12 protein-coding genes and 1 pseudogene are annotated in these 13,962 nt (G+C 63.4%); 11 read left to right on the top strand and 2 right to left on the bottom strand.

Going from position 1 to position 13,962, the window contains the following annotated elements; genetic code table 11:
* Positions 1 to 40: 40 nt before the first annotated feature.
* The 6 genes and pseudogenes from JGU71_RS27620 (at position 41) to JGU71_RS30090 (ending at position 6,707) form a co-directional block, all read left to right on the top strand.
* A complete protein-coding gene (locus JGU71_RS27620; protein WP_307829955.1) occupies positions 41 to 1,468 on the top strand; it encodes an MFS transporter in 1,428 nt (475 codons plus the stop codon).
* A 64-nt stretch (positions 1,469 to 1,532) separates the two neighbouring features.
* Complete coding sequence (locus tag JGU71_RS27615; RefSeq protein WP_199708357.1) at positions 1,533 to 2,576, top strand: NAD(P)H-dependent flavin oxidoreductase; 1,044 nt, start codon at positions 1,533 to 1,535, stop codon at positions 2,574 to 2,576.
* Between the two features lie 74 nt (positions 2,577 to 2,650).
* Complete coding sequence (locus JGU71_RS27610; protein ID WP_199708355.1) at positions 2,651 to 3,982, top strand: HNH endonuclease signature motif containing protein; 1,332 nt, start codon at positions 2,651 to 2,653, stop codon at positions 3,980 to 3,982.
* A 74-nt stretch (positions 3,983 to 4,056) separates the two neighbouring features.
* Positions 4,057 to 4,629 (top strand): mismatch-specific DNA-glycosylase, encoded by a 573-nt coding sequence (locus JGU71_RS27605; protein WP_199708354.1) that lies wholly within the window; start codon positions 4,057 to 4,059, stop codon positions 4,627 to 4,629.
* Positions 4,630 to 4,637: 8 nt separating this feature from the next.
* Positions 4,638 to 6,050, top strand: a pseudogene (locus JGU71_RS27600) (chloride channel protein); the annotation flags it as partial.
* A gap of 3 nt (positions 6,051 to 6,053) precedes the next feature.
* On the top strand, positions 6,054 to 6,707 hold the full coding sequence (locus tag JGU71_RS30090; RefSeq protein WP_307829954.1) for a TrkA C-terminal domain-containing protein: 654 nt from the start codon (positions 6,054 to 6,056) through the stop codon (positions 6,705 to 6,707).
* Here the strand turns inward: JGU71_RS30090 and JGU71_RS27595 are convergent, their stop codons facing one another.
* A complete protein-coding gene (locus tag JGU71_RS27595) occupies positions 6,708 to 7,385 on the bottom strand; it encodes a CPBP family intramembrane glutamic endopeptidase (RefSeq protein ID WP_307829952.1) in 678 nt (225 codons plus the stop codon).
* A gap of 419 nt (positions 7,386 to 7,804) precedes the next feature.
* Between JGU71_RS27595 and JGU71_RS27590 the strand changes: the two genes are divergently transcribed.
* From JGU71_RS27590 to JGU71_RS30485, 4 genes are all read left to right on the top strand, one after another.
* Positions 7,805 to 8,686: a TauD/TfdA dioxygenase family protein gene (locus JGU71_RS27590; RefSeq protein WP_199708352.1), complete on the top strand. Its 882-nt coding sequence runs from the start codon at positions 7,805 to 7,807 to the stop codon at positions 8,684 to 8,686.
* 238 nt (positions 8,687 to 8,924) lie between these two features.
* Positions 8,925 to 9,662 (top strand): sulfite exporter TauE/SafE family protein, encoded by a 738-nt coding sequence (locus tag JGU71_RS27585; protein WP_199708347.1) that lies wholly within the window; start codon positions 8,925 to 8,927, stop codon positions 9,660 to 9,662.
* Positions 9,663 to 9,679: 17 nt separating this feature from the next.
* Complete coding sequence (locus JGU71_RS27580; protein ID WP_199708346.1) at positions 9,680 to 11,287, top strand: wax ester/triacylglycerol synthase domain-containing protein; 1,608 nt, start codon at positions 9,680 to 9,682, stop codon at positions 11,285 to 11,287.
* Positions 11,288 to 11,417: 130 nt separating this feature from the next.
* On the top strand, positions 11,418 to 11,882 hold the full coding sequence (locus JGU71_RS30485; protein WP_199708344.1) for a sigma factor-like helix-turn-helix DNA-binding protein: 465 nt from the start codon (positions 11,418 to 11,420) through the stop codon (positions 11,880 to 11,882).
* Between the two features lie 6 nt (positions 11,883 to 11,888).
* On the opposite strand, the gene JGU71_RS27570 is transcribed toward JGU71_RS30485, so the two are convergent.
* Complete coding sequence (locus JGU71_RS27570) at positions 11,889 to 12,518, bottom strand: TetR/AcrR family transcriptional regulator (protein ID WP_199708343.1); 630 nt, start codon at positions 12,516 to 12,518, stop codon at positions 11,889 to 11,891.
* A gap of 139 nt (positions 12,519 to 12,657) precedes the next feature.
* Between JGU71_RS27570 and JGU71_RS27565 the strand changes: the two genes are divergently transcribed.
* Entirely contained in the window at positions 12,658 to 13,803 is a 1,146-nt protein-coding gene (locus tag JGU71_RS27565; RefSeq protein ID WP_199708342.1) for an acyl-CoA dehydrogenase family protein, read from the top strand.
* Positions 13,804 to 13,962: the final 159 nt, after the last annotated feature.

The following is a 13,962-nucleotide window of genomic DNA, read 5'->3' as shown; positions in this document are numbered from 1 at the left end:
TGCACCATACACACGATGTGTACCGTGCACATTCGTGGCAATATCAACGACACCCAAATCTGGTGACCCCGAAGCGGCAGCGCCGGTCGCGTCGACGTCGGTGCTGATCGCGGTACTCGGAACGGTCGGCGTCGTCGTGTCGCTGATGCAGACGTTGGTCATCCCGATCATCCCGTCGCTGCCGACGCTGCTCGATACCTCTGCGTCCAACGCATCGTGGGTGATTACCGCAACACTTCTCGCGGGCGCCGTCGTCACACCGATCAGCGGACGACTCGGTGACATGTTCGGCAAACGCCGCATCCTCATCGTCAGCCTGCTTGCACTGATCGTCGGATCGGTGCTGTGCGCGGCGTTCTCGTCACTGCTGCCGGTGGTGATCGGCCGTGCGCTGCAGGGTGCGGCCGTCGGCGCGATTCCGCTCGGTATCAGCATCATGCGCGACGAATTGCCCGCTGAGCGTGTCGGTTCGGCCATGGCGATCATGAGCGCAACGCTCGGGGTCGGTGGCGCGATCGGGCTGCCGGTTGCTGCCCTGATCGCCCAACACTCCAACTGGCACGTGCTGTTCGTGACCTCCGCCGCACTCGGAATCGTCTGCGCAATATTGGTTTTCGTGTTCGTGCCGGAGTCGCCGATCCGCACACCTGCACGATTCGACTTCGTCGGAGCGATCGGGCTGTCGATCGCGCTGACGTCGCTGTTGCTCGCCATCACCAAGGGCGGGGACTGGGGTTGGGGGAGCGGCACGATCCTCGGGCTGTTCGCAGGATCGGTGATCGTGTTTCTGCTCTGGGGCGCATACGAATTGCGGACACGAGCCCCGCTCGTCGACCTTCGGGTGTCGTCGCGCCCCCGTGTTCTGTTCACCAACGGCGCATCCATTGCGGTTGGGTTCGCTTTGTACGGAACGTCTTTGACGTTTCCGCAGTTGTTGATGGCGCCCGAAGCGACAGGCTACGGATTGGGTCAATCGATGGTCGCGGCCGGATTGGCCATGGCACCAGGCGGTTTTGTGATGATGCTGTTGTCGCCCGTCTCGGCGCGACTGTCTGCCCGTCGCGGACCGAAATTCACGCTTGCGCTCGGCTCGTCGATCATCGGCATCGGCTACGTAAGTGCTTTTGTACTGATGAACAGTGTGTGGGAGATCGTCGTCGCCGGAATGATCATCTCCGCTGGCGTCGGATTGGCCTATGCCGCAATGCCTGCACTGATCATGGGTGCGGTACCTATCAGCGAAACCGCTGCGGCAAACGGATTGAACGCGCTGATGCGCTCGGTCGGAACGTCGACGTCGGCAGCTGTGATGAGCGTCGTCCTCGCACACATGACGGTCTCGCTTGGCGGACATCTCCTGCCATCGCGCGAGGGTTTCCAGACCGCATTCGGCATCTCGATCGCAGCCGCGATTGCCGCGATCGTCCTTACCCTGTGCATCCCTGTGCGGAAGACAGAGCGAAGCTGAGGCTGCCGCACCGCCGTGCGACGATTGCTGTAGTCAGCATTCCGACCTCTTTCAGGAGACGGCTATGGGCTTCGAACTTCGATGTCGGCTACCGATCTTCGGCGCTCCGATGGCGGGTGGACCGTCGACCGCCGCCCTGGCAGCCGCAGTCGGTGAAGCGGGTGGACTCGGCTTCCTCGCCGCCGGGTCCACCACGCCCGAAGCCCTCGACACCGCACTCGACGAGGTCGAACGTCGGACGTCGCAGCCCTACGGCGTGAATGTTTTTCTGCCGTCGACGCCGAGCGCCGATGCTGCTGGCCTGCAGGCCTATCGGCGAGCCATCGCGCCGTTCGCCGAGCGTCTTGGAGTCGAGGTAGGCCAACCGGGGTGGAACGACGACTACCTCGAGACGAAGATCGACCTGATCGCTCGACGCCACCCGGCCATCGTGAGCTTCACCTTCGGTCTGCCTGGTCGCGAGCTCTCCGAGCGGGTCCGTCGCGCCACCGGTGCGTCCATCGCCGTCACGGTTACCTCGGTTCCCGATGCTGTTTCAGCAGTTACAGACGGTGCCGATCTGCTTGTGGTGCAAGGCATCGAGGCAGGCGGGCATCGAAGTCTGTTCACGGACAACGCCGCCGACCCGTATGGCGGTGCAGCATCAAGTCTCGCAACACTTCTCACCGACGTGCGCGCTGCGGTAGACGTTCCGCTGATCGGCGCGGGCGGAGTAATGGACGGTGCCGCAGTGATGTCGGTGTTACGACTCGGAGCTGTCGCGGCCCAACTGGGCACGGCATTTCTCTGTTGCCCCGAAGCGGGTACGCCCGATTTCCATCGGAGAGCACTGCTTAGCCGCACCTATTCGGAGACCATCGTGACCCGCGCCTTCAGCGGTCGGCCGGCTCGCGGTCTGCTCAACGAGTTCGCCCGCGCCAACACCGTGATCGCACCTGCGGCCTATCCGGAGGTGCTCTACCTGACCAAGGCGATGAAAGCTGCGGCGGCTGCAGCCGGTGACGCGGACGTGCCGAATCTGTGGGCTGGAACCGGGTGGCGTGCGGTCACCGAAGATGCGGCCGGCGACATCGTCGCGCGGCTCGAGCGGGAGATGGCGTCGGTCTGAAACACGCCCCTGAGCCCGGGAAATAGTTCCTGATTTTGCTGGACTCGAACGGGTGTTCTAACTAAAATTGGGTCATGGGGCTGGGGGAACTACTCGACACGATCGACGGGCACGTCCCGATCGAGCCATGGCGATTCACCGACACCGAACTCGCAAACCTTGTCCCCGCACTGTCGGCCTCGATCCACACCTTGGAATCGATACGAATTCGGCTGCTCACCGAAGCTGTCGAACGCGCCATCCCGCAAGGACGCGGCGCCAACGGAGCCGCAGCCTGGCTCAACAACCTCACCACCAGCACCTCACTCCGCTCGGCGATCCGCACCGCCAAACTCGCCGCCGCCCTGACCACCGACGCAGGCGTCGCCGCCGCCTATCACGCCGGCCGCATCAGCGGCGACGACGCCGTCCTGATCATCTCGTTCCTGGAACGTCCCCCGACCGGCATGCCCGAAGAAGCTGCCGCCGCCTCGCGGGACTACCTGATCGACACCGCCGCCGGCGGCGACACCCGCGACGTCCGTCGGGCCATCGCCCGACTCGAGCACATCTTCGACACCGACCACACCTCTGCTGCCGAAGATGTCGCCCGCAACGAGTTCTACGCCTCCACCAGCCTCAACGGTCGCATGGCGATCAAAGGTGACGTCGACGCCGAAACCGCGGAAATGCTGCTCGCCGCCCTCTCCCCGCTAGCGGCACCGCACCCGAACGCCGCCACCGGAGACCGAGACACCCGCAGTGCCGCGCAACGCCGCGCCGACGCATTCGCCGAAATTCTGCGGCGCTACCTCGACTCCGCCACCGGACCCACCGAAGGTGGGGACCGTCCACACCTGTCGGTGCACATCAACGCCGCCGACCTCATCGATCACCACACCGACACATGCGCACCGAATGCTGCTGACCTGTCCGACCCGGAACAGCCGCAACCCGACCGCCTTGCCTACCGGCAGTTGTTCGAGAACACCGAGACCGGCTGGATGCCGTGGATGGGTCCACTGACCGTGCGCTCCACCCGACGTCTTGCCTGCGACTGCGTGCGCACCACCATCGTGTTGGACGAGGACGGCTGCCCCGTCGACCGGGGTCGTACCACTCGGGTGGTGTCGAAACGGCTCCGCAAAGTCGTCGCTGCCCGCGATCACGGGTGCGCCTTCCCCGGCTGCGGTCGACCCGAATCCTGGTGCGACGCACATCATGTGCACCATTGGGTCGACGGTGGACCCACCGATCTCGACAACCTCGTGCTGCTGTGCCGGTTCCATCATCGGCTGATGCATCACACCGACTGGGATGTGGTGATGGGCACCGACCGTCATCCCTGGTTCATTCCACCCGCCGGGATCGACCCACGCCGACAACCCATCCCCGCCCACGGCCGAGCCAGTCCCGTGGCTGCCTGAGCACAACAACCGAACACCGACTCCGCATCGGACCCAACCACCGATGCGGAGTCGACGCGCGCTTAGATCGAATCATGGGCTTCACCAAGGCTGAACTCGAGAGCTACCGGGACACGACCGTTCCCGACCTCATCGGCCCAGGGTGCAAGCTGCTGTTCGTCGGTATCAATCCCGGTTTGTGGACCGCCGCTACGGGCGCGCATTTCGCCAGACGTGGCAATCGGTTCTGGCCCGCGTTGTTTCGAGCAGGCATCATCGAACGTCCAATCGATCCGTCCGAGGGAATGTCGCCCGAGGACGCCGAGTACGTGATCCGCCGCGGTGTCGGAATCAGCAACCTCGCCCCACGGGCTACGGCGCGGGCAGACGAATTGACCTCCGACGAGTTGCGAAGCGGTCCAATAGCTTTGGAGAAGTTGGTGGCCGACAATCAGGTCCGGGTCGTCGCCATCGCAGGCATCACCGCGTACCGCGTCGCATTCGATCGACGTAAAGCGACGGTCGGCCGTCAAGCCGAGGACTTGGCCGGCGCGCAACTATGGGTCGTTCCCAATCCGAGCGGTCTCAACGCCCACGACACGGTCGAATCGCTCGCGACAGCGTATGGCCGGGTCGGAACAGCCGCAGGAGTTCTCGCTCCCGGTTAGGGTGCATCATGATCGGTCCGCTGAATCTCCGCGCGCCGAAGGCGGTGCGGCACAGGTTGCTATCCGTGGCGACACAGTCCGGCGGTTGGCTCGGACGTGCGAGCTATCTACAGAAGTGGTTGGTCCTCGGCACCGTGATCGGCATCGTTGCCGGTCTGGGTGCCGTCGTCTTCTTCGTCGCACTGACTCAGTCGACCCAATTCTTTCTGGAGTTCCTCGGCGGGTACACCCCGCCTTCTCCGAGCGGTGAGGGCGGCCACAAGGGGGACAGCGGCTTTTCGCGGCCGTGGGCTATCCCGCTCGTTGTCGGACTCGGTGGATTGCTCTCCGGGATAATCGTTTTCACTCTCGCCCCGGAGGCGGAGGGACACGGAACCGACGCAGCGATCGAAGCGGTCAACAAGAACCCCCGCATGATTCGTATGCGTGCTGTGCTCGTCAAACTCGTCGCGTCCGCCATCACGATCGGGTCGGGCGGCTCTGCAGGCCGCGAAGGACCGACCGCGCAGATCTCGGCGGGCTTCGGATCGCTGCTTGCGCGCACCCTCGACCTGGCGCCGCGCGATGGCCGTATCGCTGTTGCGGTCGGCATCGGATCCGGTATCGGCGCGATCTTCGGCGCACCACTCGGCGGTGCCTTGCTTTGCGGTGCAATCGTTTACAAGGACGATTTCGAGTTCGAGGCCATCATCCCCGGACTGTTCACGTCGATCGTGAGCTACACGGTTTACGGCGCGATCCTCGGTTTCGAGCCGTTGTTCGGCTTCGCTGGTTCCGACTATCGGTTCGACGAACCGCTGCAATTGGCTTGGTTTGCACTGATCGGAATCCTCGCGGGCTTCATCGGCCTGCTGTTTGCGAGGACCTTCTACTTCACGGTCGGCGTCACCCATCGGTTGCCGGGAAGCCCGATCATCAAGCCGGCGATCGGCGGGGTTCTCGTCGGTCTGCTCGCACTCGGTATCCCCGAAATTCTCGGTAGCGGCTATGGCTGGGTGCAGCAGGGACTCGACCGTACCGATCTACTCGCGATGCCACTCTGGCTGATCCTCGTTTTGCCGATCGCCAAGATCGTCGCGACATCGCTGTCGATCGGGACCGGCGGCTCCGGCGGCATCTTCGGGCCGGGGTTGGTGATCGGAGCCTTCACCGGCGCAGCAGTGTGGCGAGTGCTCGAACCCATCGCGCCGGCTGTACCGGACAGTCCTGCACCGTTCGTGATAGTCGGGATGATGGCCTGCTTCGGTGCCATCGCCCGCGTCCCGCTTGCGGTGATGCTGATGGTCGCCGAAATGACAGGAGGTATAACGATTTTGGCCCCTGCGATGATCGCGGTCGGCCTCGCCTACCTGATCGTTCGCGCTTCCGGCGACACCATCTACCGCGCACAGTTGCAGAATCGCGACGAAGCACAGGCCGCGCGAATGCAGCGTGGCATGCCGCTACTCGGTGGCGTCACCGTCGCGTCGGTGCTGACCGAACCTCGTCTCGTCCTGTCCGAATCGACACGCGCCGCCGCAGCATTCGATTCCATGTCGGCTGCGTCGGTACCCGGCGCCCCCGTCGTCGACGAACACGGGCGGTTCGTCGGTGCCGTATTCACCGATGTGTTGTCGACGGAACTCCAGACGAGGAAGGGCGACACGTCGCTCGGTAGGTGGCTGGATGCGAGCGCACCGACTGTCGCGGTGGCGGCAACACTCGCCGACGCCGTAGACGCACTGCCCGACGGACATCGATGGCTGACGGTGGTCGACGACCAACGGTTGGTCCGCGGCATCGTCGGCGTCCGCGAAATCGTGCACGGATATCGGACGGCTGTGCAGGTCGACGTCGAACGCTTCGGGAAAGTGTCCGCCAATGCCGACCTGATCGATGTGCGCGTCGGCGAGACCTCGACTGCGGTCGGTCGAGAACTCGGCGACAACGCAGTTCCCGATGGTGTGATCGTGGTGTCGATCCTGCGCGGCGACTCGGTGTTGCCAGGCGCTGCAGCGGTGGCCTTGCACGCCGGCGACATCGTCACCCTGCTTGGACATCGAACGGATCTGGAGCAGGTCAGGGCAATGCTGGCGTGATCAAGCCGCGGCGTGGAAAACCGCTGCCGCTGCCAGTGCGGCTACACCGTTGAGCGACCAGTGCAGCGCGATCGGTGCGAGCAGGCTGCCGCTGCGTCGACGCAGCCAGGTGAAGACGAGCCCAGCGGCTGCGGTAGCGAACACCGCGCAGGCAATGCCGATGACCTGACCTGCCACACCGCCGCCGAGTATCGCGCTGAAGCCCCGGTTTCCTTCGGTCAGACCGAGCGAGGAGGCGATGTGCCACAGCCCGAACAGCAGCGACCCGGCCATCGCTACACCGCGGAAGCTGTAGACGCGCGAGAGCGTGCCCTGCAGAACGCCTCGAAACGCGAGTTCTTCGGGAATGACGGTCTGTAGCGGGATCACGATCATCGACGCGATCAAAGCACCGGAAATCGTGGCGTACCTGTCGGCCATGAACATCGGACGTGTGATCGGAAGGGCGACACCGATGACGATAACGGTGACGACGAGGCCGACAGCGGCGACTGCATACAGCGCCCCTCGTCGTAGGTGCTCGCGCCCGAGGCCGAGTTCCTCCCACCCCAACCCGCGGTGCCTGGTCAGCGCAACCAGGGCAAGTGCTGCGACTGGAACGGCGGCAAGGCTGGCCCACACCGTGGTGAAGTGGGCGATGAGATTGGTGCACAACAGGACGAGAACGACGACCGCGATATCGACGTAGGCCCGGACCCCGTCGAAGGGGGTTCGGAAATCCGTACGGCCGCCGTCCTGCGGCGGGTACGAGTCAGTCGTTAGTGCGCTGGTCAAATACTCTCGGGCTCCTGGCGTTGCAAACTCTGCCCGAGTGTAGAGCGCGACGCTGTCGACGGCCATCGTCACAAGCGATCCGACCAGGGGCGAAAGTTGCCGCGTCCTTACTTCTGCGGTAGGAATTGTCGTATGCACTCGACCCGATTGGTACGACGGACCACCGTCGACCTGTGTCGTTTGTGCGCAAACTCTTGTTGTCGATGATGACTGCCGTCGCTCGCGCGCAGACTTTTCGCGCGCTGTAGCCGGCCACAGCCAGCATCCATCCTTGGGTTCGCAACCCACGATCCGATCGGACCTGTCGTCCGAGGGGAGCAACAGTGAGCATCGCATTCGAGAACGACGTCGAGACCGCCGAATTGGTTCTTGACCACTACGGACCCAATCTCGGCGCCGAGGTACTCGGCCTCCAGATAGCCGACGCCTCCGACGCCGAGGTGCGGGCGGTTCGCGCGGCGTTGGTGGCTAACAAGGTGCTCGTGTTGCGTAAGCAGTTCATCGACGACGAGCAGCACATCGAATTCGGTCGTCGACTCGGCGATCTCACTGTCGGTCATCCTGTCCACGACAGCGGTGAGGTTGCTCCTGAGGTGTATGCGCTCGACAGTCAGGACAACGGCTTTGCCGACGTCTGGCACACGGACGTGACCTTCATGCCGCGCCCACCGCTCGGTTCCATACTGCGACCCGTCGTACTGCCGCCGAACGGTGGCGACACAAATTGGGCCGACAGCCAGTTGGCGTACGAGTCGCTGTCTGCGCCGATTCGAGATTTGGTCGACGGGCTGACGGCGATCCACGACGGCAACCGCGAGTTCGGCTACTACCTCGCGCACAAGCGGGCAGGCAAAGGAAACGTATGGGAGGGCGAAGAGGTGACGTCGCTGCCGCCGGTCGCCCATCCTGTCGTTCGTGTGCACCCGGAGAGCGGCCGTAAGGGTTTGTTCGTCAATCCGGGTTTCACGTCGCATATCGTCGGGGTTTCGGAGGCGGAGAGCCGCGGCATCCTCGATTTCCTGTACGCCCACCTGACGAAGCCCGAGCACATCGTTCGGCACCGGTGGCAGCTCGGTGACCTGGTGTTGTGGGACAACCGCAGCACGATCCACTATGCGAACCGCGACTACGGCACTCAGCGACGAGTGATGCATCGGATCACTTTGCGAGGCGACACACCTGTCGGCCCGCACATCTCGCGGTGACCTGCGCCCTTTTCACAGCAAACTCACGATCTCCGCTAAGGCGCGTCCAATCTCGGTTCGGCAACATCGAAGTCAATCCGAACCGAAGAGGTGCTCCGAATGCTGATCATGACACTCGCAATGGTCTTCATCTTTGTGATGGCGATATCCGGAATGGTGGCCGCCCGCGCACCCGAGACCTTGGTCGCTGTCAGGGAGCGTTTCCCGCAGTAGTTGCTGCTCCGTACAGTCGGACGACGTGAGCCCGCTCGTATTTCTTCTCCTTGTGGTCGCGGGCTTCTTCACAGGCATCGTCGGATTCGTCACGGGCATGGCGTCGCTCGTTTCGTATCCGGCTCTACTTGCGGCCGGGTTGCCTCCGGTCACGGCCAACGTCACCAACACCGTCGCGATGGTTGCGGTCGGCGTCGGCTCGACCGCGAATTCGACACAGGAACTGTCCGGGCGAGGCCAGAAACTGGTGTGGTGGGCTGCCGCGTCCGCGCTCGGCGGCCTGACGGGTGCCTGCGTCCTGCTGCTCGCGCCGGAGGGCACGTTCGAAGCAATCGTTCCGTTTCTCGTCGCGATGGCGTCGTTGGCGTTGCTCGCACAGCCGGTGATTCGCAAACACGTTGCGGAGCGTGACTTTCCACGACTGGTCCCGATCTCGATCTTCGCAATCGCCATTTACGGCGGCTACTTCGGCGCGGGTGCGGGCGTGATCTTCCTGTCGCTCATCTTGATCTGCACCAAGGAAACCGTCTGGGGCGCAACGGTCTTGAAAAGCTTCCTGCTCGGGATCGCCAATCTGATCGCGGCAGTGGGGTTTGCGGTGTTCGGTCCGGTGCACTGGGTCGCGACGCTGGCATTGGCGATGGGTGCGCTCGTCGGCGGATGGTTCGGTCCACCGGTCGTGAAACTGATCCCACCCGAGGTGCTCCGCATCGGTGTGGCGATACTCGGCTTGGGTCTGGCTGCCTGGTTGCTGATCAGGTGATCTCTTAGACTCGAGACATGACCGCGGGATGGACGCAGCTCGCGCCGCGTGATGCCCAGATGTACTGGCTCACCGAGAGGATCGGCAACGATCAGTACCTGCTGTACTGCTTCGACGGTGCCCATGGAACGCCGGAATCGTTGCGCCGGTTGGTCGCTCGTCGCAGCGCTCTGATTCCCGATCTGTGTGTGAAGCTGCGCGAGGTACCGCGCAATCTGGACTACCCCTATTGGGTACCGCGGCCGTTCGGTCCGGACCAGATAGTCGAACACCAACTTCCAGACTCCGATTGGAGTGGATTCACTGCTGCAATGGGTGAATTGCTCACCGACGACCTCGACGCCCGTTCGACACCGTGGCGGCTGCACATGTTTCGCGGCGTCGAAGGTGCACCGTGGTGCGAGTCGAGTGTGGGATCGATTGCAGTACTGCAGATATCGCACGCGTTGGCCGATGGGCGCCAGGCATCGACTATCGCACGGGCATTGTTCGGTTCGCAGGATCCGCCCGTGCCGACCGGTCGCCGCGCATCGTCTCGACTACCCGATGGAGTCCTCGTCGCCAGGGGGCTTGCTCGATTGCCGCTCCGCGTTGCGATGACGTTCGTCCGTGGCATCCAAGCTTTTCGAGCACAGCGTGAGATCGAACGATTGACAGCTGCAGGCGAATTTCCCGCACCCACGACCGGCCACAGGTTGACGCAGGTCAATGTTCGGCCAGGCCCTCGCCGTGTGGTTCGCATGATCGTGGTGCCCGCCGCGGAGCTGCGTAGGTCCGACGCGACGGTCACGATCTTGGTCCTGACTGCAATATCGTCTGCGCTTGCGACGTATCTGACCGCTCGCGGCGTTACCGTCGACCGATTGGGTGCCGAGGTGCCGGTGGCATCGCGTCGAAAAATCAAGGCGAAGAACAACTTTCGCAACGTAGGTGTCGACTTGTTTCCGGACGAGCCCGACCTCGTCGTTCGTGCGAAGCGGATTGCTGCTGCATTGGACGAGCGCCGGTCACGAGCAGACAATCCGCTGTTCGCGGCTCAGAATCGGGTCGGCAGCGTGCTGGCAGCGCCGATGTTGCGGCACGAGGTCGCCAACTATCCGTTCGACGACATTCCGCCGACTGTCAGCGGAAACACCGTCGTGTCCAGTGTGTTTCGCGGTGCGGGCGACCTGGAACTCGGCGGTGGGATTGTCAGGTTCACGGCAGGGTTTCCGTCGTTGTCCCCGGTCATGGGCCTGACGCACGGAATACACGGGATAGGGGACACGGTCACGGTCACTATCACGACCAGTCCCGACGTCATGCCCGACGTCGATGATTACGAGGCTCTGCTCCGCAAGGCGATAGCGGATGTCGTCGGGGTTTTCGATGACACGGCACGGGGTACCCGGCGACCGACGGAGGGAGTTGCGATGGCCGCGACAGGTGAAGCGGAACTTCAGGAACTCACGGCGAGCAAAGGTTTGGTGTTCGCGCAGTCCGGTACGGACGATCAGCCCATCTACCAACTGTGGGAACAGTTTCCGCAGGAAACGGTGCAGGCGGTCGGTAAGGTCATCTTGAGCAACGCGACTTTGGCCGAAGCGATTCGTGTCGCTCGCGATTACACACAGCCGGCATCGTAGGCGGTCTCGTCGCGGGGCCCGTGTGGTCCGAAAGTAGGGCGCGAGTCATCCGAAAGGTGTACCTACCCCCACCCGGAATATGGGTACTTTTCCTGATGTGGTGCTGTGGACCAGGCGACAGAATCGATCTGTGGACCCGACGACAGCAGAGTGCGCCAAGCCTTTCCGTGAATCGGTCGCGCGGTTGACGTCGATCATGTGGCCTCGCATCATCAGGTACACCCGTGCCAGAGTAGGGCGCAGGCCTGGTACGCCGGGTTGTCCGGGCGGGTGGGCCTACGCCGACTCGATTGCACGAACGGCGCATACCGCTGCCGTCGCGGCCTTCGTCGAAACGGACCTCGATTCCGACTCCGTCCGCACCTTTATGTACTCGATCGTCGTCCGTGTCGTTCGCGCCGAGGTAGTGGACGATCGTGGGTTGACCGACACGATGTTCGGCAATGTCGATCCGGTGGCGCAGGAGGTCATGATTCTGCGGGTCATCGAGGGTCTGACGGTTGTTCAGACGGCGACGGTTCTGCACGTACCCGCAGGTCGCGTACGTTTGCTGCAACATAGCGCCCTGCGGTCGCTCGAACTACGGGCGGGTTGAGGCGTTCTACTCGTCGGTGCGTCCGCGCAGGAGAACCCTGGCGCAATGTTCGACCAACTCTTCCCTGGTGACGTCCAGTTTGCCCGAGAACCAGCCGCCGAGGACGGCGCTCAACGCTCCGACCGCGGTGACTGCTGTCAGAGTTCGTTCCGTCTTCGTGGCATCTTTCGGCAGGGTGGTACGGATCATCCGGGTGAACACGGGGACTGTCGCGAGTCCGATACCGCCGAGGATCGGCTCGACCATCGGCTCGACGAGCAGCAGCCGCGCCTTTCGAGGATCGTCGACCATCATGGCGACGAAACGTTCGACGACAGCCCGCGCCCACGCTTGGCGGTCGTGCTCGATATCGGTTGTCTCCGTGAGTAACTCGGTCTGCACGGCTTCCGCCGTGCGGCGATAGAGCTGAGCGAGCAGGTCGTCGCGATTGGCGAAGCTCTCGTAGAAGTAGCGGTCGTTGAGGCCGGTCTGCCGACACAGCGACCGCACGGTGACGGCTGCGCTTCCGCTTTCCCCGATCTGGTCGAGGGCGGCGTCGAGCAACGCCGTCGAGCGGAACGTGCGTCGTTCGTCGAGTGTCGTGCCCGCCCACAGTCGGGTCGGGGTCTCCGTTGGTGCTGCTGACGTCGATTCCACCGGCGACTCCTTCCTGGTCGGGGCCGTAGAGCGAGCCCGTTATTCGTACCGCAAATTGACGACGGCTGAGGACAACTCTAATGTGAGGACCTACGTCACCAGTTGGTGGCGGGTGTCACCTGTTGACTAGGAGATCTCGATGGCCGCACACCGGTCCGCGTGGATGAACGAGGACTTGGACGCGCTGCGCGACCTCGCACGCTCGTTCGTCGAGAAGGAAATCAAGCCGAACATCGAGAAGTTTCTCGAGGCTCACCAAGTCGATCGCGACCTCTGGAACAAGGCTGGCGAACTGGGTCTGCTCTGCATGTCGATCCCCGAGGAGTACGGCGGCGGTGGCGGCACGTTCGCGCACGAAGCTGTGCTGATGGAGGAGCAGGCGCGGGTCGGCGACTCGTCGTGGGGCGGCAGCCTGCACAACGGCATCGTCGCGCACTACCTGCTGGAGTACGGCACCGAAGAGCAGAAGAAGCTATGGCTGCCGAAGATGGCCAGCGGCGAGGTCGTCGGCGCAATCGCCATGACCGAACCGGGTACCGGATCCGACCTGCAGGCCGTGAAGACGCGCGCAGTTCGTGACGGTGACAACTACGTCGTCAACGGTTCGAAGACGTTCATCACCAACGGTCAGCAGGCCGACCTCATCATCGTCGTCGTCAAGACCGGCGCCGACGAGGGCGCAGCGGGCATCTCGCTGATCCTCGTCGAGGGTGATCGCGAGGGCTTCCGCCGTGGCCGTGCGCTGGACAAACTCGGGCAGCGGGGCCAGGACACGTCGGAGCTCTTCTTCGAGGACGTCCGTATTCCGGTCGCGAACCTGCTCGGCACGGCCGAGGGCCAGGGCTTCATCCAGCTTATGCAGCAGCTTCCGCAGGAACGGCTGATCGTGGCCATCGGCGCGGTTGTCGGCATGGAGGCGGCGCTCGAGCAGACACTGCGCTACACGAAGGAGCGGCAGGCGTTCGGGAAGCCGATCTTCAACTTCCAGAACACGAAGTTCAAGCTTGCCGAAGTTGCCACCGAAACGCGGATCGCGCGAGTGTTCCTCGACGACTGCATCGCCAAGCATCTGCAGGGCGAACTCGACATCCCGACCGTTGCGATGGCGAAGTGGTGGACGACCGAGCGTTCGACGGCAGTGCTGGATACCTGCCTCCAGCTGTTCGGTGGTTACGGCTACATGACCGAGTACCCGATCTCGCGGGCCTGGGTCGATTCCCGCGTCCAGCAGATCTATGCAGGTACGACGGAAATCATGAAGGAAATCATCTCTCGCTCGCTGTAGGGCGCTACGCGCCTCGTGAGCCCTTTCGGAGGTCCCAACCTCTGTGCTGTCTAGATACATGTGGCACAGATGTGTCTAGATACATGCGAGACACATTTTAGGCTGCGTCGTGCAGTTTGCCTTGGTATCGCTTGGTGAGGTCGAGCGTCAGATGACCGA

This window comes from Antrihabitans stalagmiti (assembly GCF_016482825.1).
Taxonomy (GTDB): domain Bacteria; phylum Actinomycetota; class Actinomycetes; order Mycobacteriales; family Mycobacteriaceae; genus Antrihabitans; species Antrihabitans stalagmiti.
Note: the sequence above shows the minus strand (reverse complement) of the source record. Positions and strands in the feature narration are given on the sequence as shown.

Bases quoted from the DNA above. Each gene is read 5' to 3' on its own strand.
- JGU71_RS27610 (WP_199708355.1), top strand. From the start codon at position 2,651: ATGGGGCTGGGGGAACTACTCGACACGATCGACGGGCACGTCCCGATC.
- JGU71_RS27565 (WP_199708342.1), top strand. From the start codon at position 12,658: ATGGCCGCACACCGGTCCGCGTGGATGAACGAGGACTTGGACGCGCTG.
- JGU71_RS27580 (WP_199708346.1), top strand. From the start codon at position 9,680: ATGACCGCGGGATGGACGCAGCTCGCGCCGCGTGATGCCCAGATGTAC.
- JGU71_RS30090 (WP_307829954.1), top strand. From the start codon at position 6,054: ATGCAGCGTGGCATGCCGCTACTCGGTGGCGTCACCGTCGCGTCGGTG.
- JGU71_RS27605 (WP_199708354.1), top strand. From the start codon at position 4,057: ATGGGCTTCACCAAGGCTGAACTCGAGAGCTACCGGGACACGACCGTT.
- JGU71_RS27615 (WP_199708357.1), top strand. From the start codon at position 1,533: ATGGGCTTCGAACTTCGATGTCGGCTACCGATCTTCGGCGCTCCGATG.